Source organism: Massilia eurypsychrophila (assembly GCF_002760655.1).
GTDB lineage: Bacteria > Pseudomonadota > Gammaproteobacteria > Burkholderiales > Burkholderiaceae_D > JAFCUW01.
The window spans coordinates 109,832-133,963 of sequence record NZ_PDOC01000014.1; the positions used below are offsets into that span (position 1 = coordinate 109,832).

At 64.6% G+C, this 24,132-nt stretch carries 25 protein-coding genes and 1 pseudogene; 11 read left to right on the plus strand and 15 right to left on the minus strand.

Features of this window, described 5'->3' with window-relative positions:
* Nucleotides 1-4: 4 nt before the first annotated feature.
* Nucleotides 5-145, plus strand: a pseudogene (locus tag CR105_RS19455) (thioredoxin domain-containing protein); the annotation flags it as partial.
* Nucleotides 146-212: 67 nt separating this feature from the next.
* Here the strand turns inward: CR105_RS19455 and CR105_RS19460 are convergent.
* From CR105_RS19460 to pgi, 6 genes are all read right to left on the minus strand, one after another.
* Nucleotides 213-1,067, minus strand: coding sequence for an SIS domain-containing protein (locus CR105_RS19460; RefSeq protein WP_099791235.1), 855 nt, complete (start codon nt 1,065-1,067; stop codon nt 213-215).
* 3 nt (nt 1,068-1,070) lie between these two features.
* On the minus strand, nt 1,071-2,537 hold the full coding sequence (gene zwf / locus CR105_RS19465; protein WP_099791237.1) for a glucose-6-phosphate dehydrogenase: 1,467 nt from the start codon (nt 2,535-2,537) through the stop codon (nt 1,071-1,073).
* Between the two features lie 170 nt (nt 2,538-2,707).
* Nucleotides 2,708-3,943 (minus strand): sensor histidine kinase, encoded by a 1,236-nt coding sequence (locus tag CR105_RS19470; RefSeq protein ID WP_099791239.1) that lies wholly within the window; start codon nt 3,941-3,943, stop codon nt 2,708-2,710.
* On the minus strand, nt 3,940-5,490 hold the full coding sequence (locus CR105_RS19475) for an ATPase domain-containing protein (protein ID WP_229414020.1): 1,551 nt from the start codon (nt 5,488-5,490) through the stop codon (nt 3,940-3,942). The genes CR105_RS19470 and CR105_RS19475 overlap by 4 nt, the downstream gene beginning before the upstream one ends.
* Nucleotides 5,491-5,590: 100 nt before the next feature.
* Nucleotides 5,591-6,484, minus strand: a complete 894-nt coding sequence (locus CR105_RS19480; protein ID WP_099791243.1) for an SMP-30/gluconolactonase/LRE family protein — start codon at nt 6,482-6,484, stop codon at nt 5,591-5,593.
* On the minus strand, nt 6,481-8,124 hold the full coding sequence (gene pgi / locus CR105_RS19485) for a glucose-6-phosphate isomerase (RefSeq protein ID WP_099791245.1): 1,644 nt from the start codon (nt 8,122-8,124) through the stop codon (nt 6,481-6,483). Before pgi ends, CR105_RS19480 begins: the two co-directional genes overlap by 4 nt.
* Before the next feature lie 211 nt (nt 8,125-8,335).
* Between pgi and edd the strand changes: the two genes are divergently transcribed.
* The 7 genes from edd (at nt 8,336) to CR105_RS19520 (ending at nt 13,718) form a co-directional block, all read left to right on the plus strand.
* Entirely contained in the window at nt 8,336-10,252 is a 1,917-nt protein-coding gene (edd, locus tag CR105_RS19490) for a phosphogluconate dehydratase (protein ID WP_099791247.1), read from the plus strand.
* Complete coding sequence (gene eda, locus CR105_RS19495) at nt 10,249-10,872, plus strand: bifunctional 4-hydroxy-2-oxoglutarate aldolase/2-dehydro-3-deoxy-phosphogluconate aldolase (protein WP_099791249.1); 624 nt, start codon at nt 10,249-10,251, stop codon at nt 10,870-10,872. Before edd ends, eda begins: the two co-directional genes overlap by 4 nt.
* 3 nt (nt 10,873-10,875) lie before the next feature.
* Nucleotides 10,876-11,082, plus strand: a complete 207-nt coding sequence (locus tag CR105_RS19500; RefSeq protein WP_099791251.1) for a hypothetical protein — start codon at nt 10,876-10,878, stop codon at nt 11,080-11,082.
* Between the two features lie 75 nt (nt 11,083-11,157).
* A complete protein-coding gene (locus tag CR105_RS19505; RefSeq protein ID WP_099791253.1) occupies nt 11,158-11,964 on the plus strand; it encodes a peptidylprolyl isomerase in 807 nt (268 codons plus the stop codon).
* A gap of 140 nt (nt 11,965-12,104) precedes the next feature.
* Nucleotides 12,105-12,611 (plus strand): Rhs element Vgr protein, encoded by a 507-nt coding sequence (locus tag CR105_RS19510; protein ID WP_099791255.1) that lies wholly within the window; start codon nt 12,105-12,107, stop codon nt 12,609-12,611.
* 85 nt (nt 12,612-12,696) lie between these two features.
* Nucleotides 12,697-13,203 carry a hypothetical protein gene (locus CR105_RS19515; RefSeq protein ID WP_131021807.1) on the plus strand — a complete coding sequence of 169 codons (507 nt, stop codon included), beginning with the start codon at nt 12,697-12,699 and terminating at the stop codon, nt 13,201-13,203.
* Nucleotides 13,204-13,391: 188 nt separating this feature from the next.
* Complete coding sequence (locus CR105_RS19520; RefSeq protein ID WP_099791259.1) at nt 13,392-13,718, plus strand: copper-binding protein; 327 nt, start codon at nt 13,392-13,394, stop codon at nt 13,716-13,718.
* A 7-nt stretch (nt 13,719-13,725) separates the two neighbouring features.
* Here CR105_RS19520 and CR105_RS19525 read toward each other — a convergent pair whose 3' ends face one another.
* The 7 genes from CR105_RS19525 to CR105_RS19555 all read right to left on the minus strand — a co-directional run bounded on the left by CR105_RS19525 (nt 13,726) and on the right by CR105_RS19555 (nt 20,036).
* Complete coding sequence (locus CR105_RS19525; protein WP_099791261.1) at nt 13,726-14,697, minus strand: tetratricopeptide repeat protein; 972 nt, start codon at nt 14,695-14,697, stop codon at nt 13,726-13,728.
* Nucleotides 14,698-14,715: 18 nt separating this feature from the next.
* Nucleotides 14,716-15,939, minus strand: coding sequence for an ABC transporter permease (locus tag CR105_RS19530; RefSeq protein ID WP_229414017.1), 1,224 nt, complete (start codon nt 15,937-15,939; stop codon nt 14,716-14,718).
* A complete protein-coding gene (locus CR105_RS19535; RefSeq protein WP_099791264.1) occupies nt 15,936-16,664 on the minus strand; it encodes an ABC transporter ATP-binding protein in 729 nt (242 codons plus the stop codon). Before CR105_RS19535 ends, CR105_RS19530 begins: the two co-directional genes overlap by 4 nt.
* On the minus strand, nt 16,661-17,875 hold the full coding sequence (locus CR105_RS19540) for an efflux RND transporter periplasmic adaptor subunit (protein WP_099791266.1): 1,215 nt from the start codon (nt 17,873-17,875) through the stop codon (nt 16,661-16,663). Before CR105_RS19540 ends, CR105_RS19535 begins: the two co-directional genes overlap by 4 nt.
* A gap of 204 nt (nt 17,876-18,079) precedes the next feature.
* Entirely contained in the window at nt 18,080-19,042 is a 963-nt protein-coding gene (locus CR105_RS19545) for a GGDEF domain-containing protein (RefSeq protein WP_229414018.1), read from the minus strand.
* A 1-nt stretch (nt 19,043) separates the two neighbouring features.
* Entirely contained in the window at nt 19,044-19,664 is a 621-nt protein-coding gene (locus tag CR105_RS19550) for a chemotaxis protein CheC (RefSeq protein WP_099791268.1), read from the minus strand.
* A 3-nt stretch (nt 19,665-19,667) separates the two neighbouring features.
* Nucleotides 19,668-20,036: a response regulator gene (locus CR105_RS19555; protein ID WP_099791270.1), complete on the minus strand. Its 369-nt coding sequence runs from the start codon at nt 20,034-20,036 to the stop codon at nt 19,668-19,670.
* A 206-nt stretch (nt 20,037-20,242) separates the two neighbouring features.
* Here CR105_RS19555 and rpiA point away from each other — a divergent pair, with 206 nt between their 5' ends.
* From rpiA to CR105_RS19570, 3 genes are read left to right on the plus strand one after another with little or no spacing between them, the layout of a single operon-like run.
* Nucleotides 20,243-20,920, plus strand: a complete 678-nt coding sequence (gene rpiA, locus CR105_RS19560) for a ribose-5-phosphate isomerase RpiA (RefSeq protein ID WP_099791272.1) — start codon at nt 20,243-20,245, stop codon at nt 20,918-20,920.
* Nucleotides 20,921-20,934: 14 nt separating this feature from the next.
* Nucleotides 20,935-21,264, plus strand: coding sequence for a hypothetical protein (locus CR105_RS19565; protein ID WP_099791274.1), 330 nt, complete (start codon nt 20,935-20,937; stop codon nt 21,262-21,264).
* On the plus strand, nt 21,261-22,130 hold the full coding sequence (locus tag CR105_RS19570; RefSeq protein ID WP_229414019.1) for an EamA family transporter: 870 nt from the start codon (nt 21,261-21,263) through the stop codon (nt 22,128-22,130). Before CR105_RS19565 ends, CR105_RS19570 begins: the two co-directional genes overlap by 4 nt.
* 106 nt (nt 22,131-22,236) lie before the next feature.
* Here CR105_RS19570 and CR105_RS19575 read toward each other — a convergent pair whose 3' ends face one another.
* Nucleotides 22,237-22,509 (minus strand): oxidative damage protection protein, encoded by a 273-nt coding sequence (locus CR105_RS19575; protein ID WP_099791276.1) that lies wholly within the window; start codon nt 22,507-22,509, stop codon nt 22,237-22,239.
* Between the two features lie 37 nt (nt 22,510-22,546).
* Nucleotides 22,547-23,857 (minus strand): amino-acid N-acetyltransferase, encoded by a 1,311-nt coding sequence (argA, locus tag CR105_RS19580; RefSeq protein WP_099791278.1) that lies wholly within the window; start codon nt 23,855-23,857, stop codon nt 22,547-22,549.
* Nucleotides 23,858-24,132: the final 275 nt, after the last annotated feature.

The window sequence follows — 24,132 nt, forward strand, 5'->3', positions numbered from 1 at the left end:
CAAAGTGACCATCACCATTACTGCCTTTGAAGCATCACCCGACCGGGGCAAGGGACTAGCGCGCGACACGCGCGTTCGCTGGGCGCTGGAGGAAGCTGGCCAGCCGTACGAGGTGCGACTCGTGACATTCGCAGCCGGAGATGAACTTGAAGATCAGCTTTCGCTGCTAAGCGGCCAGTGAAGATGCACTAGGACTCAATAGTGTCGTCAGATCAGCCGATAAACGAATCGAACTGCATATCAAATTCCTGCAGCGCCTTCTGGGCATTCTGCATCTTCTTGCGGAACTCGGGGCCGCGCTGCAGCGCCAGCCCAACGGCCAGCACGTCGATCACCACCAGGTACGCCAGCCGCGCCGAGATCGGCGTGTACGGATCGGTGTTAAAAACGAGGTCAATCGGAATGAGCACCGTCGCCAGTTCCGCCAGCGGCGTTCCCGACGGCGCCAGCACGATCACATCGGCGCCGCCGCGGCGCGCCAGCTTCACCGAGCGAACCAGCGCCGGACTGTTGCCGCGCTGCGAAATGGCCACCACCGCGTCGCCGCCGTGCAGTAACGCCGCGGCGATGCTGTGGATGTTCGGGTCGGCATACGCCACCGTCGGCACGCCGGAGCGGAAGAACTTGTGCTGCGCGTCCGCGGCGACGATGCCCGACGTGCCCTGTCCGTAGAACTCTATCTTGTTTGCGCGCGAGAGAATATCGAGCGCCCGCTGGATCGCTTCGGGATTGAGGTTGTTGCGCAGGTCCAGGAGAGTGTTGATCGATCGGCTGCAGATCTTGTTAACCAGGTCCGACGCCAGGTCGTCCTGAGCCGGCTGCTCGCTCACGCCAGGCAGCGCAAGCGCGAGGCCTTGCGCCAGCTTCAGCTTGAACTCGTGCCAGCCATCGTAGCCAAGCGTGCGGCAAAAACGCACCACCGTCGGTTCCGATACCTGCGCGCTTTTTGCCAGCGCGGTGATGTTCTGGCTTACCGTCGCCGAAGGCTGTTCCAGCACCGCCAGCGCGACCTTACGCTCCGACTTGGAGAGCGTGTCGAGCTGAGTGCGGATTGAATCGAGGAGCATCGGTCAGTCCTCGGGCAAGGCTTCTTCACGCCACTGCAGACCATCGCGCCCAATCAGCGCGCTAGCCGCAGCCGGCCCCCAGGTGCCCGCAGTGTACGGCGTCGGATTGCTGTCGTCCTGCTCCCAGTAGTCGAGGATCGGCTCGACCCATTCCCACGCCGCTTCCAGTTCGTCGCCGCGCATGAACAGCGTCAGCTGCCCGCGCAGCACGTCGAGCAGCAAGCGCTCGTATGCGTCCATGCGCGGCGTCTTGAACTGCTCGCGGAAGTCGAGTTCGAGCTCGGCCTGCTTCAGGCGCATGCTGTCGCCCGGCGTCTTGGCCATCAGGTTCAGCGAAAGGCCCTCATCCGGCTGCAGTCGAATCACCAGGCTGTTTGGCTGGAAGCTCGACGTCGGCTGGTTAAAGATCGAATGCGGAATCGGCTTGAAGCGCACCACGATTTCAGCCAGCCGGTCGGCCATCCGCTTGCCGGTGCGCAGATAGAACGGCACGCCGGCCCAGCGCCACGTATCGATTTCGGCCTTCAGCGCGACGAAGGTCTCGGTGCTCGATTTTTCCGGCGCGTCCGGCTCGTCGCGATAGCTCGGCACCGCTTGGCCTTCGACGTGGCCGGCGCGGTACTGGCCGCGCACGATGTTTTGCGCCAGCGTGGTCGGCGTGAAGCGCTTCAGCGACCGCAGCACCTGCAGCTTGGCGTCGCGCACGGCGTCCGAAGAAATCGACGTTGGCGGCTCCATCGCGACGATGCACAGCAGCTGCAGCAGGTGGTTCTGCAGCATGTCGCGCAGCGCGCCGGAGGTGTCGTAGTAGCCCATCCGGTTGCCCACGCCGATTTTCTCGGCGATGGTGATCTGGACGTCGGAAATCCATTCGCGGCGCCACAGCGGCTCGAACAGGATGTTCCCGAAGCGCAGCGCCAGCAGGTTCTGCACGGTCTCTTTGCCGAGGTAGTGGTCGATACGGTAAATCTGCGTTTCGGCGAACACCTTGCCCACTTCGGCGTTGATTCGCTTGGCACTGGCGAGGTCGCGCCCGAGTGGCTTTTCCAGCACCACGCGCGAATTGGGCGTCACCAGCTTGGCTTCGGCGAGGTTGTCGCAGATCTGCGCGAACAGGTGCGGCGGCGTGGCCAGGTAGTACACGCGGGTCAGGCTGTCGTCCTTGCGCAGGACGTCGGCCAGCGCGCCGTAACTGGCGACGTTGGTCGCGTCGAGCGTGACATACACCACGCGCTCGAGGAACTGCGCCCATTGCGGCTCAGCCGGCGCCTTGATGTGCGACTTGGACGTGGTCTCGACTTCCTGCAGAAATTCTTCCTGCGACCACTGGTGGCGGCCAACGCAGATAATCCGCGATCCATCGGGCAGGTCGCCGGCGACGTCGCGCGAATACATGGCCGGTAGCAGCTTGCGCATCGCCAGGTCGCCGCTGCCGCCAAACAGGACAAGGTCAAAATCGTTAAGAGCCATAGTAGTGTGATCGCAAAATAAGGAGCCGGATGGATGATGGCGCTATCGCGCCGGCGCTGGCGCACGACAGCGGACATGGGAGCGCGAGTGAAGCAATATGCTGTTTGTGTAAATTTACTACACAAAAGCTCGATTATCAAGAAATTTTACTACGGAAACGGCGTCAACAACTAGCGTATCAGCTCGCGCGGCAGCCTGACGGTGAAGGTGCTGCCCTGGCCGATGCCGCCGCTGCTCACCGTCAGCTCGCCGCCGTGCAGTTCGACGATGCGCCGCGCAATGTACAGGCCGAGGCCAAGGCCGGTGGCGTTGGCGTGTGTCTGCAGCGTGAAGGCGCCGAACACGAGCGGCAGGTCGTCCTCGTCGATGCCCTGGCCGCTGTCGATGACATCGATGCGCACCTGGCCGGCGGTGGCGCTGATGTTGACCTGGATCGATCCGCCCGCCGGCGTGAACTTGATCGCGTTGAGCAGCAGGTTCCACAGCACCTGCTGGAGTCGCCGCGCGTCGCCGGCGATGGCGATGCCGTCGCCGTGGTCAAACGGCGAGACGCTGAAGGCGATGCCTTTTTCGTGGGCGTTCACTTCGATCGTCGACACCGCGTCGCGCACGATGCGCCCCAGCGTCACCGGCGCGCGCAGCACCGACAGCTGGCCCGTGAGCGTGCGCGCCGCGTCGATCAGGTCGTCGACCATCGCCGCTTCCTGGCGCACGTGCACGCGCATTGCATTGAGGCCGCTTGCCACCGCCGGCGGCAGGTCGGGGTGGGTCTTGAGCATCAGCTCGACGCGCATCGACAGCGCCGCCAGCGGCGTACGCATTTCGTGCGACACGGTGGCGAGGAACAGGTCGCGCGTGCGACTGACCCGGTTGAGCTGTTCGATCGTCTCGCGCTGGCGGTCGATGGACCCGGCCAGCGTGCGCAGCAGCGCCACGTTGGTGGCCATGCGGGCGTCCGACATCGGCGTCTCCAGCCTCACCTCGTTCCACAGGCCGTGTCCGGGCGCGCCGATCAGGCGCCCGATCTGCTCGCACGCCATCGGCGAACTGAAGTCGCGAAAACACCAGCCGAACACCAGCACGCCGTACACCTTGCCGAACTGGGTCAGCGGCAGGCTGCAAACGCGCAGGCCGTGGAAGTCTTCGTCTTCCACGGCCTTGCCGCTGGCCGCGACCGCGTCGACGATGCGCCGTTCAAGCTCGCTGCCGGGACCATCGTCGTGCCATAGCGTCGACGCCTGCAGAAAGTGGGCCGTGCGCGACGCCCCCAGCGGGCCGACCATGCGCATGCCGCCGGCGTCGTACGCCGACACGGTCAGCCCGGTCGCGTGCGCGAACTGGTGCAGCGGCGGACCCCATTCCTCCCAGTCGACTTCAGGGTGCTGCGGCCGGCCGACGCTGATCACGACTCGGTTTGCGACGGCAGTTGGATCGAGTCGGGCATCTTGGTGCCATGCGCGACTGCGTCTTCGATCAAGGGACTCTGGCGCGACGGTGAGCGCGACAGCAGGCCGTAGTACGACGAGAACGGCAGCTGCGGCACCACCGCCGATTCGCCGTCGCCGCTCGCTTCATCGAGCAGCTGCAGGCCGCCGACGGCGATGACGTACTCGCGCGTGATCTGCAGGTTGTGGCTGCCGCGTACCTTCGGTATCGCGATCGCGCGGCGCAAGATGGTGGAGATCTCGACGTAGTTCAGCAAGATGATGTTGTCGACCAGGTGCGAGCCCTTGAGCTCCTGGCTGATCTGCGACAGGCCCAGCAGCTCAGGGCTCTCGTAGTTGAAGAACACGGTCGCCAGCCGGTTCTTGAAGAACGTCGCCATCGCGTACAGGTAGTCGGCCACTTCATCGGGGCTGGTCATCTCGTACACCGCGCACGAATCGAATACCACGCAGTCGATGCCTTGTTCTTCGACCAGCTTGATGATGCGATCGAAGTGGACGTCGAGTTCGAGTTCGAGCGGCGACTCGTAGTGGATGAACAGCTCGCCCCGTTCGACCATGCCGGCCAGGTCGAAGCCGAGCGAGCCGGCGTTGCGCATCAGCTGGCGCGGATGCTCGTCGAGGCTCACCAGCAGCGTCTTGTGGCCGGCTGTGATCGCCGACGACAGGAACTGCACGCTGAGCACCGTCTTGCCGGTGCCGGAGATACCGCTGACCATTGTCACCGAGCCCTGGTAGATGCCGCCGTCCATCATCGTGTCGATCGCCGCCGAACCGATCGACAGGCGTACGTCGGACGTCGGCTGGTCGTTCGAATACACCGGGCGCGATTGCGCGCGCCGGTAGACGTGGATGCCGCGGCCCGCTTCGATGCGCATCGTGTGGCTGCCGCCGATGAAATCCTGGCCGCGCGACTTGAGCACCGTCAGGCGCCGCTGCACGCGTCGCTTGTTCTCGCCGCGCGTGAGCGAAACGATGGTGTCGAACACGAAGCGTTCGTGCGCCGGCACCGAGTCGATGCTGTCGTCGCGTTCGGCCGTGACCATGGTCGTCACGCCGAGCCGGTTCAGCCCTTCGATGAGCACGTGGACGTCTTCGCGAAACGGCAGATCGTGCACTTCGGCGTACAGCCGCATCGGCGTCAGGCCGTCGATCAGCAGGCGCTTGGCGCCCATCGCCCTCAGCGACGCGGCAAAGGCGCCGTCGGGATTGCGAAACTCGCTCAGTAACACCGCGGGACTGGTCTGGATCACCTTGATCCGGCCGGCGTCGATCTGGCCTTGCAGATCCCAGTTGAAGCCGGACGCGTCGCGCAGCAGCTTGGCTGCATCGAGCTCGAACGAGACTATCGCGCCCGGTTCGTCGAATTCGGTGGCGCCGGCATAAATGAAGCCGAGGCCCAGCGTCGTCTTGCCCGAGCCCGGCGGACCCTCGACGACCAGGTTGTTATGGCGCGGCACACCGCCGAGCAGAACTTCATCGAGTCCGGCGATGCCCGTTTTGACCATATCCACGTAGATCCTTCGACGCAACTAGTTAAAATCGGTTGCCATTTTACAGCGCCACTTTGTACGCAGGCGCACGCAAGGATAGGGTGTTGCATTACGGTCACGGCTGGTATTGCGGCTCCTGCATGCCTGGCACCTCGACGCGCAGGGAAAGCAGGCAACCGCTGAGCGGATACTGTTCTCGCTCGGCGTCGGGCCGCTTCAGGCCGGCGCTGGTGATATACAGCGTGCGCAGGTCGTCGCCGCCGAACGCCACCATGGTCGGGCAGCGCATCGGCACCTTCACTTCGCGCAGCAGGGCGCCAGCGGCCGAGAAGCGCAGCACGCGGCCGCCTTCGAACATCGCGCACCAGTAGGCGCCTTCACTGTCGACCGCGGCGCCGTCCGGGCGTCCGCCGTAGCCCGGCGCCGCCTTGTCGGTGTCGAAGCGCTGGAACGGCGCCGGCGCCGACGCCACGCCGGTGCCGGCGTCGAACGCATAGCGGTCGATCCGGTGGCTGGTGGTGTCGGCGTGGTACATCGATTTGCCGTCCGGGCTGAAGGCCAGGCCGTTCGACACCGTCATCCCGCCCGACCACGCGCGCCGCACTTCGCCGCGTTCGAGGCAGAACATCTCGGCGGCCGCCTGCGTGCGCGGCTCGTACATGGTGCCGACCCAGAAGCGGCCGGCAGCGTCGGCGCGGCCATCATTGAAGCGATACAGTTTCGTGTCGTACGGCGCCGGCGCGATCGCCGTCAGCGCGCCGCTGCCGGTGTCGAGATGGGCGAAGCCGGAGCGCAGCGCCACCAGCAGGCCGCCGCCGGCGTGCAGCGCCAGCGCGCCCGGCTCGCTCGGCATCGGCCAGGCTGTATGTGCGCCGCTGGCCGGTTCAAGGCTGTGCACCGCGAAGCCGTCGATGTCGACCCAGTACAGGATCGACGCGCCCGCATCCCACAGTGGACATTCGCCGACCGCCATCGGCTGGTCGTATGCGACCTGCAGACCGTCGTTCATACCGCCGCCCTGGCCATCGCGATCAGGCCATTGGTGGAGCTGTCGTGCAGGTCCGGCCGCGGCGCGCCGGTCAGTTCGGCCTCGATATTTTTCGCCAGTACCTTGCCCAGTTCGACGCCCCACTGATCGAAGCTGTTGACGTCCCACAGCACGCCTTGCACGAACGTCTTGTGTTCGTACAGCGCCACCAGCGCGCCCAGCGTGTACGGCGTCAGGTACTCCATCAGGATGGTGTTGCTGGGACGGTTGCCGGGGAAGGTCTTGTGCGGCGCCAGGCGCTCGACTTCGGTCGCCGTCAGGCCCTGCGCCTGCAGGTCGGCGCGCACTTCGTCGATGTCCTTGCCGCGCATGAACGCTTCCGACTGCGCAAAGCAGTTCGCCAGCAGCGCGGCATGGTGCTGCGCCAGCTCGTGGCCGGGACGCAGGCTGGCGATGAAGTCGATCGGCGTCAGGTCGCTGCCCTGGTGCAGCAGCTGGAAGTAGGCGTGCTGGCCGTTGGTGCCGCAGTCGCCCCAGATGACCGGACACGTCGCCGTGTCGACCGCCTGGCCGGTTCGGGTCACGCGCTTGCCGTTGCTCTCCATCTCGAGCTGCTGCAGGTAGGCGGGAAAGCGGTTCAGGTCCTGGTGGTAGGGCGCGATGGAGACCGAGGCGCAGTCGAGGAACTGGCGGTTCCAGAAGCCCACCAGCGCGAGCAGCACGGGCATGTTCTGTTCGAGCGGCGCTTCGACGAAGTGCTGGTCCATCGCGTGCGCGCCGGCGAGAAAATCGCTGAAGTAGCCAAAGCCGACCGCCAGCGCGATCGGCAGCCCGATCGCCGACCAAACCGAGTAGCGCCCGCCCACCCAGTCCCAGAACGGGAACATGTTGGCCGGGTCGATGCCGAACTCCTTGATCGCTTCGACATTGGTGGAGACGGCCACGAAGTGGCGCGCCAGCGCGGCCGGCTTGGCATGCGCCAGGAACCACATGCGCGCCGTCTGCGCGTTGAGCATCGTCTCGCTGGTGGTGAACGTTTTGGAGGCGACGATGAACAGCGTGGTTTCGGGATCGACCTGCGACAGCGTGTTGTCGATGTCGTGGCCGTCGACGTTCGACACGAAGTGCATCGTCACGCGCGGATGGGCGTATTGGCGCAGCGCCAGGCACACCATCTTGGGGCCAAGGTCGGAGCCGCCGATACCGATGTTGACGATGTCGGTGATCGGCTTGCCGCTGTGGCCCAGCCACGCACCGGAGCGCACCGCGTCGCTGAACGCGCGCATCCGCGCCAGCACCGCATGGACGTCGGCGATGACGTCCTGGCCGTCGACGCTGAGCGTGGCGTCGCCTGGGGCGCGCAGGGCGGTGTGCAGCACCGCGCGCTGTTCGGTAAGGTTGATTTTCTCGCCGGCGAACATCGCCTCGCGCCGCGCTTCGACGCCGCGCTCGCGCGCCAGCTCGGCCAGCAATTCAAGCGTGCGCCCGTCAAGGCGGTTTTTTGAATAGTCTAGGAACAGGCCGGCCGCTTCCAGCGACATCGTCTTGAAGCGTTGCGGGTCGGCGCCGAACAGGTCGCGCATGCGCGCATCCTTGATGTCGACGGCGTGGGTGGCGAGCGCCTGGAAGCTGGCGGTAGAGGTAAGGGCAGGCTGGCGCATGGCGTTTCTTGGACGGTTTGTGGTTTAGTGAATAATACCTGAAATGAACGTAAATTCACTACGATTGGACCAAAAAAAACCTCGAACCATCAGCGACTCCAGCTGTCTTATATATGGGCTGGCGCATGTTCTTCATAGAGAAATAAACGCAAAACGACCAAGGTTTTCAAAACGTAGTAAAATTTCAGAAATCGAATTCTAAGGGACGATCATGGCGCTCCATTCAGTGGTTCAGGCGGTTACCGACCGCATTGTCAAACGCAGCCGGCCGTCGCGCGGGGCTTACCTGGCGCACCTCGACGCTGCGCGCGTGCAGGGCGTGCAGCGCTCCACGCTGTCGTGTACCAACCTGGCGCACGGCTTCGCGGCATTCCCGGCCAACGACAAGCTCAAGCTGAAGGAAACCAAAAAGCCGTCGATCGCCATCGTCTCGTCGTATAACGACATGCTGTCGGCGCACCAGCCGTTCCATTACTTCCCCGAGGTGATCAAGCAGGCGGTGCGCGACGTTGGCGCGGTCGCCCAGTTCGCCGGCGGCACGCCCGCCATGTGCGACGGCGTGACGCAGGGCCAGCCGGGAATGGAGCTGTCGCTGTTTTCGCGCGATACCATCGCCATGAGCACCGCGATTGCGCTGTCGCACAACATGTTCGACGCCGGGTTGTACCTCGGCGTATGCGACAAGATCGTGCCTGGCCTGCTGATCGGCGCGCTGCACTTTGGCCACCTGCCGGCGATCTTCGTGCCGGCCGGCCCGATGACGTCGGGCATATCGAACAAGGAAAAGGCCCGCATCCGCCAGCTCTACGCGCAGGGCAAGGCAACGCGCGAAGAACTGCTCGAGTGCGAAATGGGTTCCTACCATGGCGCCGGCACCTGCACCTTCTACGGCACCGCCAACAGCAACCAGGTGCTGATGGAGTTCATGGGCCTGCACATGCCGGGCGCCGCCTTCATCACGCCGGGCACGCCGCTGCGTGACGCGCTGACGGTCGCCGCGTCGCAGCGCGCGGTCGCCATCACTCAGCAGAACGGTAACTACATCCCGGTCGGCCACGTGGTCGACGAGAAGTCGATCGTCAACGCGGTGGTCGGCCTGCTGGCGACCGGCGGCTCGACCAACCACACGCTGCACCTGGTGGCGATTGCGCGCGCGGCCGGCATCGTCATCGACTGGGACGACTTCAACGAGCTGTCGGCGGTGGTGCCGCTGCTGGCGCGCATCTACCCGAACGGCGACGCCGACGTCAACCACTTCAATGCCGCCGGCGGTCCCGGCTTCGTCATGCGCGAGCTGCTCGACGCCGGCCTGCTGCACGAGGACGTCAACACCATCCTCGGGAACGGCCTGCGCGCGCACTGCGCCGAGCCGTTCCTCGACGACGACAAGCTGTACTGGAAAGACTCGCCGGCCGTCAGCGGCGATCTTGACGTGCTGCGTCCGGCCAGCGCGCCGTTCGCTCCCGACGGCGGCATGATCCTCGTGAAGGGCAACCTGGGGCGGGCGGTGATGAAGGTGTCGGCCGTGAAGGAGCAGCACCGCGTCGTCGAGGCGCCGGCGCTGACGTTCAACTCGCAGGAAGACTTCATGCACGCCTATCAGGCGGGCCGGCTCGACCGCGACTTCGTGGCGGTGCTCCGCTTTCAGGGGCCGCGCGCCAACGGCATGCCGGAACTGCACGCGCTCACGCCCGCGCTGGCCAACTTGCAGGACGCCGGGCGCCACGTGGCGCTGGTGACCGACGGTCGCATGTCGGGTGCGTCGGGCAAGGTGCCGTCGGCGATCCACGTGTCGCCCGAAATCCTCGCCGGCGGCCCGCTCGGGCTGGTGCGCGACGGCGACATCATCCGCCTTGACGCCGGCATGGGCACCTTGCAGGCGCTGGTGCCGGACGCCGTCTGGCACGCGCGCGCGCAGGCGACGGCCGACATGTCGCCGTCGCACATCGGCATGGGACGCGAGTTGTTCTCGATGTTCCGCCACGTCGTCGGCCCGGCCGAACAGGGCGCCGCGACGTTCCCGCTTCCGTCGCCGATGTCGACCACCGTACCGTTGCATGAAGGCGTCGACAGCGGCGACATCATGCCGGGCTCCGACGAAGACTTTCTGGTAAAGGCTGCACCATGAGCATGACCATTCTCGACATGATGCGCATCGCGCGCGTGATTCCCGTCATCGCAATCGACGATCCGGCGCACGCGGTGCCGCTGGCAAAGGCGCTGGTGGCCGGCGGCATCCGCGTGCTGGAGGTGACTCTTCGCACCGTGCACGGCCTGGCGGCGATTCGCGCGATGAGCGAAGTGGAGGGCGCCATCGTCGGCGTCGGCACGCTGACGCAGCCGTCCGAATTTGCCGCCGCGCGCGACGCCGGCGCCGTGTTCGGCGTCTCGCCCGGCCTGACCGCCACGCTGATCGAGGCGGCGCGCAAAAGCGGCCTGCCGCTGCTGCCGGGCGTGATGACGCCGTCGGAAGTGCTGGCCGCGCGCGAAGCGGGTTTTCGCGAACTGAAGCTGTTCCCGGCGGTGCCGGCCGGCGGCGTGGGCCTGCTCAACGCGATCGGCGGCCCGATTCCGGACGTGACGTTCTGCCCGACCGGCGGCATCTCGATCGACAGCGCGCCGCAGTTCCTGGCGCTGAAAAACGTCGCCTGCGTCGGCGGCTCGTGGCTGACGCCGAAGGATGCGCTGCAGGCCGGCGACTGGGCGCGCATCACCGAGCTGGCGAGGGCGGCGGCGGCGCTGGGGTAATTCTTGGCCAGCCGCCGGCTTACCGAAGGCGAAGTGGCGATGGCGTCGGCGCTGTTCGGCGCGGCCATCGATTCCGCCAGGGTGCGCATCTTCCATGCGCAATATTGGTTCATGCACGAGATGGTAAAGCGTGACAGGCTGCATACTGTTGCAAGCAAATTCAATTATGAGACCGCTCTCGGCCACCGCAAGGCGGTCATTTCCAGTTGAGGTCTACCACGATGATAAAGTCGCCTGGAAAAATTTAAACGACAACCCCGGGTCAACACGAAAGAGCAGGCATGTATGCAATTTTTGAGCGATCTCAACGGCATCGTATGGCTCTTGGCGATTGGCATGAGTCCGGTTTGCCAAGCGCAGCAAACCTGGCGCGCGCTCGATCCTGAAAACACGCTGGTCATCGATACCGCCAAGGGCCGCGTGATCATCGAAATGCGCCCTGACATGGCGCCACGATCCGTCGAGCGGGTGAAGATTCTGGCGCGTGAAAAAGTCTATAACGGGCTGCAGTTCCATCGCGTCATTGGAGACTTCGTTGCACAAACCGGCAATCCAGACAACAAGGATAACGGCAAGTCGGCCTATCCAAACCTGGCGCCTGAAATGAAGTTCAAGCATCAACGCAAAGCAATCGAAGTCTGGGCCAGCAATGCCAGCGACGCCGCCAGCGGGTTTTTTGGCAGCGTGCCATTTCAGTCCATACCAATTTCTGCAAATCAGCAAGACTGGCTTGGCTGGGGCGTGCATTGCGCTGGTGTCATGGGAATGGGGCGGGACAAGCCTTTGGACTCGGGGAACAGCGAGCTTTATTTCATGCTGGGGACCAGCCGCGACATGGACCACGACTACACCGTGGTCGGGCGCGTGGTCGTCGGAATGGACGTTTTGCGGACGCTGAAGCAGGGCGAGCCGCCACCAAGTCCGGACATCATGCAATCGGTTCGCTTGCTGTCCGATCTGCCGGGGTTCGAGCGGCCTAAAGTCAGCATCTTGACCGGCACAGCTTTACGCGCATTTATCCAAAAGGTCCGGCATGAGAAGGCAGCAGATTTCAGTGTTTGTGACGTCGTGGTTCCTTTCAAAATGGAATAGCGATAGCACGTTCAAAACGTACCTGCCGCAATTTAATTTAAAATTGCCATCTCCCAACGCAAAACCAAAACGTGGCCGCCCTCGCTTTCAGCCTTTTACATTCGCGTCGCTGGCGCCCGCTCACCGCAGGCGAAACTGTAATGGCGTCGCTACTGTTTGGCGATGCCATCGATTATTCGCGCGTGCGCATCCACAGGCGCCGCTACATGCCATTTCAGCCCAAGAACTGCGCGATGACGCCGAACGGCAGCATGTACTTCCACCATTCGTGTTTTCTGGACGACTACGCCGCCGGCGACATCCATGCGCAGCACTGGTTCATGCACGAGATGGTGCACGTCTGGCAGCACCAGCTTGGCTACCCGGTGCGCCTGCGCGGCGCCGTGCGGCTCGGGCTCAGTTACGAGTATCTGCTGCACGCCGGCGCCACCCTGGCCGACTTCAACATGGAGGCGCAGGGCGACCTGCTGGCCGACTATTTTGTCCTCAAGCACCGCGACGCGCCGAAAGTGATGCGCTGGCGCCGCAACGCCGCCAGCCTGGCGCTGTTCGAGGAGGTGCTGGACGGCTTTCTGGTCGATCCGGCAAATCGCTCCCACTTGCCGCGGACGCTTGCGCGACGTTTCCGCGGGGTGTCGGCGGCGTAGCTTTTGCGCCAAATCAACCCCATTTGGGCTGCAAGCCGTACGCTAAGAGTTTTCTAAATGCAATCTTTTCCCCGGCGAGGGCCCCATGTCATTGCGTTTTCTTCTTCCGTTGATCCTGCTGCTGCCCGCGGCCTGGCCACATGCCGCCCCGGCGCCGCGCAGTGGCGAGGCGGAGGTGCGGGAAGCCAAAGGCGGCCTGCCATGCTTTACCATCTCACAGCGCGAAGAGCAGCGCGGCGGCGCGCCCGACTTCCAGGCCGTCACCGTGTTCGACCCGTCGAGCCGGCCGCGCGCCAAGATGTGGACGATGGCGATGCCGCCGGACCGCACCTTTCCGGTGCTGTTTACCATGTGCATCCCATACGCGGGCAGGGTGCAGTCGCTGCCGCAGACCAAATCGGTGATGCTGGAAAACGGCAAGGTCTACGAGGTGCAGATCGACGTGCGCCCTGGCGGCGGACCGAACCAGCCGCGCCGCTACGACGCCCGTTTCTGCCTGGCCAAGCAGCGCGACGGCAGCGTCCAGGTGCGCCACATCGCCGCCGGCGAGCAGGAGGGGCGCAACGTGTACGGCTGCGTCCCGCCGAAATAATCCGGCCGGGTCACCCTCCGCAAACACTTTCTTTTCGTGAGACGCGACGCCGCTCGGCCGCCTGCAAATCGGCCGCACGTTCATCGCGCTCAAGGCGCGCGCCCGACAGGGCCGTCATCATGACACTGTCCGCGCGCTGATCGGCACGGCCACTACAATAGCGAACTTAACCTGCAAGGAACATTGCCATGAACCGTTTTACTGTGTGCTTGTTCGCGCTGGCGCTGTCGGCCGGCGCCGTGTTCGGCCAGCAGCCGCACGGCGCGCCGGCCATCGATGCCGCGGCAGCGGCCCCGCTGACGAAGGCCGAAGTCATGAAGGTCGACAAGGAAGCCGGCAAGATCACCATCAAGCACGGCTTCATCGAAAACCTGAAGATGCCGGCAATGACGATGGCGTTCAAGGTGGCCGACGTGGCCATGCTCGAGCAGGTGCGCATCGGCGACAAGGTCACCTTCTTCGCCGAAAAAGTGGACGGTAAATTTATCGTGACGAAACTCGAAGCGGTGAAATAAGCAGCGGTTACTGCCGTACCAACTTCAACTGCTCGTCGGCGTCGGCGCGCATTTTCGGCGGCAGCGCCGGCTTGAATGCCAGCGCCTTGCCGTACGACGCCACAGCATTCGGTATGTCGCCCAGCGCCTGCTGCGACTTGGCGATGCGGTACCAGCTGGTGGCGCGCCGGGTCATTGCATTGGCCTGCTCGAAGCCGGCGATCGCTTCGCGGTGCTTGCCCAGTTCCTGCTGCACGCGCGCCATCCCGTAAACGGCGTTCTCGCTGTCGGGAAAGCGTTTTTGCGCCTCGCGGAACATGCGTTCGCTGTCGGCGTATTTCTTGTCGCTAAGGTACTTTTGGCCCAGATTGTTGATCAGGTCGCGCTGGCCTTCGGCCACTGCCTCGTTGCTGCTGACCGGCATCCCCAGCACCGTCGCTTCGGCCTTGGCGAACTTGTCGTCGGCCGCGTCGAGGCGCGCCAGCATCAGCTTGCCGGCTTCCGGATTGATCAGTGCGGTCTGCGCCGCCAGCGCCTGGGCCTTGCCGGTGCCGCCGCCGACCACGCCTGGCGCCTGCATGTAATAGGTCATCAGCGAGAAACGCGCATCCATGTTCTGCGGATCGAGCTCGACTGCCGTCTTGAATGCATCGCGGATCTTGCCGGCGTAACCGATGGCCGACATGATGCCGGCCGTGACGGCCTTGGTGCCGAGCGCGTTGCCGTAGGCCAGGTGGCAGTTCGACACCTTCGGCTGGGCGGCGATGCAGCGCTCGCCGAGCTTGACGGCATCGTCGATGCGTCCTTCGGCCAGCGCGACTTCGCTGGTGACGACCAGCGCGTCGGCGTTGCCGGCATCCTGCGCCAGCTTGGCACTGGCGATACGTGCGACGTCGTCAAACTTGCGCGCCTTCATCAGGGCCGAGTACTCGTTGGCCGAAGCTTGTGCGCACAGCAGCAGGCCGAGCGCGCCGACGGCGATTGCGTGGGAGATTCTCATGGGAGCCTTTTAGAAAGTTTATTCATAACGCAGGCAGTCGACCGGCAGCAGTTTCGACGCGCGGCGCGCCGGATAGAAGCCGAAGAATACGCCCACCAAAGTGGAAAAGCTGCAGGCGACCAGGATTGCCGATGCAGTGATGAACACGTCGAACTTGCCGGTCGAGGTGATGCCGGCGGCGGCGGCGGCGGCCAGCGCGATGCCGACCACGCCGCCGGCCAGGCAGATGACCACCGCCTCGGTCAAAAATTGCAGCAGCACGTCGCGCGGCTTGGCGCCGATCGCCATGCGGATGCCGATCTCGCGGGTGCGCTCGGTGACCGACACGAGCATGATGTTCATGATGCCGATGCCGCCGACGACCAGCGAAATGGCGCCAATCATGCCGAGCAGCAGGGCGATGCCGGCGCTGATCTTGGCGGCCGTCTCGGCAAACGAGGCGATGTTCTCGACGCGGAAGTCGTCCGGCGCGTCGACCTTGATGCGGTGGCGGTCGCGCAGCATGCCCTTGATGTCTTCAATGGCGTCGAGCAGGTTCTGGCCTGGTTTGCCCTGGGTGGCGACGTAGTGGACGTTGTCGGGGAACGGACTGCGCACCAGGTTGGCGCGCGCGGCCGTGATCGGCACGATGACCATGTCTGCCAGGTTGCCGCCGTCGATCTGCTTGCCTTCGCCGTGCAGCACGCCGACCACCTGGAAGGCGACGTTCTCGATGCGCAGCGACTTGCCCAGCGGATCGGCCTTATAGAAGAACTGGTCGGCTACCTTCTGGCCGATCACCACCATGCGCGAGGCGGCGCGCACGTCCGCTTCACTGAACACGCTGCCCTGGTCGATGCGCCAGTTGCGGATCTTGAACATTTCCGGCGTGACGCCAAACACCATGAAGCTCGACGTCTCGTTGCCGGCCGACACCTTGAAGCTGCCTTGCAAGGTAGGCGCCGAACCTGTCAGGCTCGGCAGCGCGTTGAGCGCCAGCGCGTCGGCCATCGTCAGCGACGGCGCGGCATTGTTGCGCAGGCGCCGCTCGTCGGTGCGGCTGCCGCCGGGGAACACGTACAGCATGTTGGTGCCGAGCGCTTCGAGTTCCTTGCCGATGAAGCGCTGCATGCTGTCGCCGAGCGCCAGCAGCAAGGTCACCGAGGTGATGCCGATGACGATGCCGAGCATGGTCAGCGCCGTGCGCAGGCGGTTCGCGCCCATCGAGCGGAACGCTTCATTGACGACCTGTAAGAAATTCATGCGCTGCCTCCGTGGGCGAACTGGCGCAGGCCTTCGGCGGCGGGGCCGTCGTAGATGACGCGGCCGTCTTTCAGGCGCATCAGGCGCTTGCTGTAGGCGGCGATGTCGGGCTCGTGCGTGACGAGCAGGATCGTGATGCCGCGCTCGCTGTTGAGCTGTTGGAAGGAGCGCATGATTTCTTCGCTGGTCTGGGTGTCGAGGTTGCCGGTCGGCTCGTCGGCCAGGATCAGCGGCGGGTCGCCGACCAGTGCGCGCGCGATCGCGACGCGTTGCTGCTGGCCGCCGGACAGCTGGTTCGGCGTGCGCTTGGCGAAGCCGGCCAGGCCGACGCGGTCGAGTTCGGCCAGCGCCTTGGCATGCGCCTTGGCGCGCGAGACGCCGGCGTAGATCAGCGGCAGGGCAACGTTCTCGGCCACGCTCATCCGCTTGATCAGGTTGAAGCTCTGGAACACGAAACCGATGGTGCGGTTGCGGATCATCGCCAGCTCGGCGCGCGACAAGGTCAAGGTGTCGATGCCATTGAGCAGGTACGTGCCGCCGCTGGCCTGGTCGAGGCAGCCGAAGATATTCATCAAGGTCGATTTGCCCGAGCCGGACTGGCCCATCACGGCGAGGAAGTCGCCGCGCGGCACCCTCAGGTCGATGCCGAACAACACCTTCGTTTCGATGCTGCCGGAAAAGTAGCTCTTGGTGACGCCACGGATATCGATCAGCGGCCCACTCATTCGTTCTTGCCCTGCGGCGCTAGCGCGCGGGTGACGACCTTGTCGCCTTTTTTCAGGTCGCCGGCGACCACTTCGGTGTAGCGGAAGTTGGACAGGCCGATCTTGATGTCGGCCGGCACCGCCTGGTTGCGCGCGTCGAGCTTGTAGATCTTGTACTGGCGCGCCGCTTCGTTCTTGCTGCGGAACGACAGGTCGTCCTCCTCGGCGGCGACGACAACGGCCGGCTCCGGCTTGCCGCCTTTTTCTTTGAGATTTTTCGCTTCCTTTTCGATTTCCTCGTCGGACAGGCGGAAACGCAGCGCGGCGGTCGGGATGCGCAGCACGTTGTCGCGGTTGCCGACCACCAGGCGCACCTGCGCCGTCATGCCCGGCTTGAGCAGCTCCTGCTTGTTCTCGACGTCGAGGACGACGTTGTAGGTGACGACGTTCTGCACCACGTTGGGCGCCAGCCGGAACTGGCGCATGCTGGCGTCGAACTCGCGGTCGGGGTAGGCGTCGACGACGAAGCGTGCCGCCTGGCCGTCTTTCAGCGCGCCGACGTCGGCCTCGGAAACACTGGTGTCGATCTGCATCTTGGTCAGGTCGCGCGCGATCTGGAACAGGTTCGGCGTGGTGAACGACGCCGCCACCGTCTGGCCGAGGTCGATGGTGCGCTTGATGATGACGCCGTCGATCGGGGCGCGGATCACGCTGTTGTTCAGGTCGGCCTGGGAGCGCGCCAGCTGCGCTTCGGCCAGCTTGATGTTGGCCTTGGCAACGTCGAGTTCGCGGCGCGACTGGTCCAAGGTCAGCGCCGACACGTAGTTTTGCGCGACCAGGCGCTGGTTGCGTTCGAAGTTCGATTGCGCCAGCCGCATCGACGCCTGCGCCGACGCCAGGCTCGCTTCGACCTGGCGGATCTGGGCGTTGAAGATGGTCGGGTCGAGCTTGAGCAGGACCTGGCCTTTCTTGACGTGGTCGTTGAAGTCGGCCTTCAGTTCGACGACGGTGCCGGACACTTGCGAGCCAACGTTGATCAGTGCGACCGGATTGATGGTGCCGGTGGCGGTGACGGTCTGGATGATGTTGCCGCTGTCGACGACGGCGCTGCGGTACTTCGAATCGGGCACCGGCTTTTCTTTTTTGCTTTGGAGGTAAGCTGCGGCGGCGGCGGCGGCGACGACGAGCAAGCCAATGCCCACGAACACGCGTTTCTTGGTAAATATTTTCATCGTTATATATGCACTGGAACCGTGAAGCGCCGCGGCGCGATGGGGCAGTGTGCAATAACTATGAAAATGTTGCAACATGCATACGATTTTGCGGGTGGGAGGGACGACGGGCGGCGAATTTCTGGGGTCAGGTCTGACATTCGGACATTTCGAATAGGAAATGTCCGAATGTCAGACCTGACCCCAGTGTTGCGTTGCTACAGGCTACGGGTTTTCGATGACGACGCGGTCGCGCCCGCAGCGCTTGGCGGCGTACAGCGCGCGGTCGGCGGCGCCAATCAGCTGCACCACCTCGACCGGGTTGTGCGGCGACTGGGTCGCCACGCCGATGCTGACTGTAACCAGGCGCGAGCCGGTCGCCGCCGCATGCGGAATGGCCAGCTGCGCGATACGCTGGCGCAGGTTTTCGGCGACCCGGGCGCCGCCGGCGCTGTCCATGTCGGGCAGCACCACGGCGAACTCTTCGCCGCCGTAGCGGGCGATCAGGTCGAGCGGGCGCTGCAGCGAGCCGGCCAGCGCGTTGGCGACCCGGATCAAGGTGTCGTCGCCCTGCTGGTGGCCGTAGTGGTCGTTGTAGGCCTTGAAGAAATCGATGTCGATCATCAGCATCGTCAGCGAAATGCCGGTGCGCTTGGCGCGCCGCTGTTCTTTTTCCATTGACAGGTCGAAGTGGCGGCGGTTGGCGATGCCGGTCAGGCCGTCCGAAAACGTCTGCGAGCGCAGCTCCATCGCCTGGTCGCGCAGCAGGCGCTCGCGGTGCACCGCGGCGCTGACGTCGCTGACCTGGATCAGGCAATGGCGCGCGGCGCCGGCCACGTCGAGCGGGGTAACGGCCACCGCCTGCTGCATCCGCACGCCGCGGCTGCGCGCGGCCCGGTCGGCATACAAGGCCAGCGGCGCCTTGTGCAGCGTCTGCGACAGCACCGCCGGAAAGTTGTCGCGCAGCGCCTGCCGCACCGCGCCGTCGAGGCGCTTGCCGCGCAGATCGGGGAACACGGCGAGGAAATCGCGCCCCAGCACCTCGGCCGGCGGATGGCCCGAATGCTGCGCCATCCAGCGGTTCCACAGCACCACGCGGCGATCGGCGTCGAGCACGACGGCGCCGACGTCGATGGCCCCCAGAACATGTTCCAGCATGCCCGGGTGAATCGTTGCGACACTATCCATGTCAGGCTTGGCCGGTAATGTTGGCGAGATAGCCGTCGACCTGCGCCTGCAGGTCCGCCAGCGCGCTCACGTCGAGGATGAAGGCGACATAGCCGTGAATCTGGTGCGCTTCGAGGATGAAGTCGATATGCAGCATCAGCACCACGGTGTCGGCCAGGCCGCACGAGGCGGTAAGGATGTCTTCGCTGCTGCCGAGGTGATACACCGGCAGCGAGCCGCGCAGTTCGCGGTCGAATACGTTGGCCAGCGTGCCGACGCAGGAATTGAGGATGATGTTGCCAATTTCGCTCATCGCTTCCTGTTCCATCTCGGTCAGTTCCTTGAACGGCACCGATTCGCCGACCATCAGGCGCACGATGTCGAGGCTCTTGTCCTCGGGGAACATCAGAATCGCTTCGGTGGTGAAGGCGCCCTCGTAGTGCTGGCTGATGCCGCAGACGCGCTGGCGGTCAGGATGGCCGAGCATGGCGGCGGCGTCGGCGCGGTTGAGGAAACGGATCGACGGCACCGACATCGTCACTTCCTCGCTGACGATCTCGCTCATTGCCCGGGCGGCCTGGCCGACGCCGATGGTGAATATCTCCACCAGAGCGTCATGCTGCAGTTCGCTGAGCTTGAGCATGCCTTACTCCAGCGCGCCCAGCAGGGCATGGATGCGCGCCTCGGTGATCGGCTTTTCCATGAAGCCGATGCCCATTTCGGTGGCGCGGTTGCGCGTGGTGTTTTGCACGTTGGCAGTGACGAGCGAGATGTGCGCCTGCGGGCACATCGCGCGCAGGTGGCCAGCGGCGGCCAGACCGCCCATGCCGGGCATGTTGACGTCGACCAGGATCAGGGTCGGCGCGGTCATCGACTGCACCTTGACCAGCGCTTCTTCGCCCGTGGCCGCTTCCTCGACCAGCCAGCCCGGCTGCTTGGTGAGGATGAACTGGCGCGCCATCAGGCGGGAAACGCGGCTGTCGTCGACCACGAGGACGGTTTTGGAATCGTTCATTTTTGGTTCCTCTAAGTAACTTTTAGTCGACGACCATTCTCTCATCAATTCTTTTTCGATTTTGTCCAAAAGGAACTTCGTTTGCGCTGGCGCGGGGTCGCGCTTGCTGCCGGACAAAGGTATTTATTGTTGAAAGGAGGTGACGCAACGGTCGATCCGCTAAAATGTCGGCATTCCTGATTTGCCTACCTCCTTTACCCAAGACCATGACCCAAGACGAACTCAAGCAAGCTGTAGCCGTAGCCGCCATCCAGTACGTCGTCGACGGCGAGATCATCGGCGTCGGCACCGGCTCGACCGCCAATTTTTTCATCGATGAACTGGCCAAGATCAAGCACCGCATCAAGGGCACGGTGGCCTCGTCGGAGGCGACCGCGGCGCGCCTGCGCGGCCACGGCATCGACGTGTTCGACCTCAACGACGTGACGGCGATTGCGGTGTACATCGACGGCGCCGACGAAATCACCCACAGCGGCGCGATGATCAAGGGCGGCGGCGCGGCATTGACGCGCGAAAAAATCGTCGCCTCCGTGTCGGCCAAGTTCGTCTGCATCGCCGACGGCTCCAAGCTCGTTGACGTGATGGGCAAGTTTCCCCTGCCGGTCGAGGTGCTGCCGATGGCGCGCGCGGCCGTGATGCGCAAGCTGGCCGCGCTCGGTGGCCAGCCGAAGCTGCGCCTGAAGGCCGGCAGCGACCAGGCCTTCATCACCGACAACGGCGGCGAAATCATCGACGTGGCCGGCCTGTCGATCACCGACCCGGTCGCGCTCGAGCAGGACCTCAACCAGGTGCCGGGCGTGGTGGCGGTCGGACTGTTCGCGTTGCGCGGCGCCGATGTATGCCTGCTCGGTACCAGCGACGGCGTGAAGACGCTCACTTTCTAAACCAAGGAAAATTCATGAAGCGATTGCTGCTGGTGTCGTGCGTTGTTGTGCTGAGCGCCTGTTCGATGTTGCGCACCAAGACGGAGCCGGTGGCGGTGTCGCCGGCTCAGCCGGTAGACACGCGGCTGCTCGACGCCAACGGCGTGCCGATTGAACGGATCCCGTTCCGCGCCGGGGTGTCGTCGGTGACGGTGGAGCGGCTCGGCAAGGCGCGCGACTGCAACAGCAACGAAGGCGCCGGCCTGGTGACGCCGCCCGGCCCGGTCGAGGTGTACCGCATGGTGTGCTCGAGCGGCAAGGTGTTCATGGCGCGCTGCGAACTGCGGCAATGTAAGGCGATGTGACGATTTTCGTGCCCGACACCCGGCGCGACGGCATGTTGCTGCCGACCTTGGCGCTGTTCGGCAGCCAGATCTCCGTCAATCTTGGCGCCGCGGTGGCCAAGAACCTGTTCCCCGTGATCGGGGTCGAGGGCATCACCGCATTTCGGGTCGGCTTTTCGGCGCTGATCCTGCTGGCGATCTTTCGTCCGTGGCGCTCGCCGCTGAAGCGCCGCGACGTGTTCAACCTGGTCATTTACGGCGCCGTCATGGGCCTGATGAACCTGCTCATCTACCGCGCGTTCCAGCGCATTCCGATCGGCATTGCCGTCGCCATCGAGGTGACCGGCCCGCTGCTGGTGGCCTTGCTGTCGTCACGCCGGCCGCGCGATATCGCGTCGTGCGCGCTGGCCGTGTTCGGCCTCTACCTGCTGCTGCCGATAAATAGCGCCGCCGGCCGGCTCGATCCGGTCGGCGTTGCCTACGCCTTCGGCGCGGCGGCGTGCTGGGCGCTGTACATCGTGTTCGGCAAGCGCGCCTCGAGCATCGCGGGCGGGCAGGGCGTGGCACTGGGCATGCTGGTGGCGTCGCTGTTCATCGTGCCGCTAGGCGTGGCCTACACCGACGCTTCGTCGATCACGCCGCACGTGCTGGTCATCGGCCTGGTCATTGCCGTGCTGTCGAGCGCGGTGCCGTATTGCCTCGAGATGCTGGCGCTGCGCGGCTTGCCGCAGGGGTTGTACGGCATGTTCAGCAGCGCCGCGCCGGCCGTCACCGCCATCGCCGGCTTGCTGATCCTGGGCGAACACTTGACCGGCACGCAGTGGATGGCGATTGCGTGCATCGTGCTGGCATCGGCGACGTGCGCAATGTCCGCGCGCAGCAGCTAGAAAAATGCCCGCGATGGCGGAATATGTTGTTGTCGCGAACGCAAAAAACGTCATCCCCGCTGAGCGGAAATGACGTTTTCTGGCCGTGCGAACGACTTGCGGCTGCTTAGTCTGCCGGCGGCACGTAGCCCATCGCGGCATCGGCGCCTTCGCCGAAGAAATGCTTTTCCATCTGCGCGGCCAGGTACTTGCGCGCGCGCAGGTCGGCCAGGTTCAGGCGATTCTCGTTGACCAGCATGGTCTGGTGCTTGAGCCAGCCAGCCCACGCCTCTTTCGACACCTGCTCGTAAATCTTCTTGCCCAGCTCGCCCGGATACGGCGGGAAGTCGAGCCCTTCGGCCTCTTTGTTCAGTTTGATGCAGTGGACGGTGCGGGCCATTTGTGCTCCTAAAGCGACGATAGAGATGAAGCCGTGATTATAAAGACTTAATCAGAACCTGTGATTTGCGCTGCCAGTTGTACATGTGCTGGCGATCCTTCGGCAAGGCATCGACCGTCGCCGGCACGAAGCCGCGCTTCTGGAACCAGTGCGATGTACGGGTGGTCAACACGAACAGCTGCTTGAAGCCGGCGGCGCGCGCGCGGTTTTCCATGTGGCGCAAGATGCGCTCGCCGTCGCCCTGGGTCTGCACCTCGGGGTTGACGGTCAGGCACGCCATTTCGGCCATCTTGGCCGAAGGGAAGGGGTACAGCGCGGCGCAACCGAAGATCACGCCGTCGTGCTCGATGACGGAGAAGTTGTCGATCTCGCGCTCGATCAGCTCGCGGCCGCGCTTGACCAGCGTGCCGTCCGCTTCCAGCGGCTCGATCAACTTGATGATGCCGCCGACGTCGTCGATGTTCGCCTTGCGCAGGCTTTCCAGGTTTTCGTGGCTGACCATCAGGCCGACGCCATCGTGGGTGAACAACTCCAGCAGCGCCGAGCCGTCCATCTCGAACGGCACGATGTGGGCGCGATCGACGCCGCTGTTGCATGCCTTGATGGCGTGTTGCAGGTAGTACGCCGCGTCGGACGGCAGGAAGCCGGCGTGCAGCACCGCTTCGGCCTGGTGCGACGACAGCTCGCGAATTTCGGCGCCGCCTTCATCGAGCATCATCGGCGTCTCGCTGATGAAGATCAGCTTGTCGGCCTGCAGCGCCACCGCGGCCGAGACGGCCACGTCTTCCATCGTCAGGTTGAACACTTCGCCGGTCGGCGAAAAGCCCAGCGGCGAGAGCAGCACCACGCTGTCGGTGGCCAGGATCGGGTGGATCGTCTCGGCGGCGACCTTGCGGGTGACGCCGGTCAGCTCGAGGTCGACGCCGTCGATCACGCCTAGCGGGCGCGCCGTGACGAAGTTGCCTGAGATAATACGGATGGCGGCATTCGACATCGGCGTGTTCGGCAAGCCCTGGCTGAATGCGGCCTCGATGTCGAGGCGCAGTTCGCCGGCCGCCTCTTTGGCGCACTCAAGCGCGGCGGTGTCGGTGATGCGGATGCCGTTGTGGAAGCGGCCTTCGACGTTTCGCAGCGCCAGCTGTTCGGCCACCTGCGGGCGCGAGCCGTGCACGATGACGACGCGGATGCCGAGCGCCACCAGCAGCGACAAATCCTGCGCCAGCACGGTCAGCGCGCCGGCGGTGACGAGTTCACCCGGGAAGGCAATCACGAAGGTCTTGCCACGGAAGGCGTGGATGTACGGCGCGACCGAGCGCAGCCATTGGACGAATTGGGTAGAGTTTTCCATTTGCCGCATTATAATTCGCTGCGCGACTTGCGCGCCAAATTCATGTAAAAACAATGTCAGAACAGAGTAACAAGCGTTTGCCAGCCTCAGCGCCGCAGCCTTCCCCCGACCGGACCGACTTGCCAGCGACAGCGCGCCCAGCGCGCGCCGAAGGTCAGCGCGCGCCCGGACAGCCGCGCGCGCAGCAGACGCCACGTGCTCCGCGCGCGCCGCAGGAGCCGCGGGCCGGCCAGCCGCCGGGCGAGCCGCGCCCGCCGCGTGAACCGCGTGCGCCG

Coding starts and splice junctions, on each gene's coding strand:
- CR105_RS19460 (WP_099791235.1), bottom strand. CDS start 1,067: ATGCTCCTCGATTCAATCCGCACTCAGCTCGACACGCTCTCCAAGTCG.
- zwf (WP_099791237.1), bottom strand. CDS start 2,537: ATGGCTCTTAACGATTTTGACCTTGTCCTGTTTGGCGGCAGCGGCGAC.
- CR105_RS19475 (WP_229414020.1), bottom strand. CDS start 5,490: ATGGTCAAAACGGGCATCGCCGGACTCGATGAAGTTCTGCTCGGCGGT.
- CR105_RS19480 (WP_099791243.1), bottom strand. CDS start 6,484: ATGAACGACGGTCTGCAGGTCGCATACGACCAGCCGATGGCGGTCGGC.
- pgi (WP_099791245.1), bottom strand. CDS start 8,124: ATGCGCCAGCCTGCCCTTACCTCTACCGCCAGCTTCCAGGCGCTCGCC.
- edd (WP_099791247.1), top strand. CDS start 8,336: ATGGCGCTCCATTCAGTGGTTCAGGCGGTTACCGACCGCATTGTCAAA.
- eda (WP_099791249.1), top strand. CDS start 10,249: ATGAGCATGACCATTCTCGACATGATGCGCATCGCGCGCGTGATTCCC.
- CR105_RS19505 (WP_099791253.1), top strand. CDS start 11,158: ATGCAATTTTTGAGCGATCTCAACGGCATCGTATGGCTCTTGGCGATT.
- CR105_RS19510 (WP_099791255.1), top strand. CDS start 12,105: ATGGCGTCGCTACTGTTTGGCGATGCCATCGATTATTCGCGCGTGCGC.
- CR105_RS19515 (WP_131021807.1), top strand. CDS start 12,697: ATGTCATTGCGTTTTCTTCTTCCGTTGATCCTGCTGCTGCCCGCGGCC.
- CR105_RS19520 (WP_099791259.1), top strand. CDS start 13,392: ATGAACCGTTTTACTGTGTGCTTGTTCGCGCTGGCGCTGTCGGCCGGC.
- CR105_RS19525 (WP_099791261.1), bottom strand. CDS start 14,697: ATGAGAATCTCCCACGCAATCGCCGTCGGCGCGCTCGGCCTGCTGCTG.
- CR105_RS19530 (WP_229414017.1), bottom strand. CDS start 15,939: ATGAATTTCTTACAGGTCGTCAATGAAGCGTTCCGCTCGATGGGCGCG.
- CR105_RS19535 (WP_099791264.1), bottom strand. CDS start 16,664: ATGAGTGGGCCGCTGATCGATATCCGTGGCGTCACCAAGAGCTACTTT.
- CR105_RS19540 (WP_099791266.1), bottom strand. CDS start 17,875: ATGAAAATATTTACCAAGAAACGCGTGTTCGTGGGCATTGGCTTGCTC.
- CR105_RS19545 (WP_229414018.1), bottom strand. CDS start 19,042: ATGGATAGTGTCGCAACGATTCACCCGGGCATGCTGGAACATGTTCTG.
- CR105_RS19550 (WP_099791268.1), bottom strand. CDS start 19,664: ATGCTCAAGCTCAGCGAACTGCAGCATGACGCTCTGGTGGAGATATTC.
- CR105_RS19555 (WP_099791270.1), bottom strand. CDS start 20,036: ATGAACGATTCCAAAACCGTCCTCGTGGTCGACGACAGCCGCGTTTCC.
- rpiA (WP_099791272.1), top strand. CDS start 20,243: ATGACCCAAGACGAACTCAAGCAAGCTGTAGCCGTAGCCGCCATCCAG.
- CR105_RS19565 (WP_099791274.1), top strand. CDS start 20,935: ATGAAGCGATTGCTGCTGGTGTCGTGCGTTGTTGTGCTGAGCGCCTGT.
- CR105_RS19575 (WP_099791276.1), bottom strand. CDS start 22,509: ATGGCCCGCACCGTCCACTGCATCAAACTGAACAAAGAGGCCGAAGGG.
- argA (WP_099791278.1), bottom strand. CDS start 23,857: ATGGAAAACTCTACCCAATTCGTCCAATGGCTGCGCTCGGTCGCGCCG.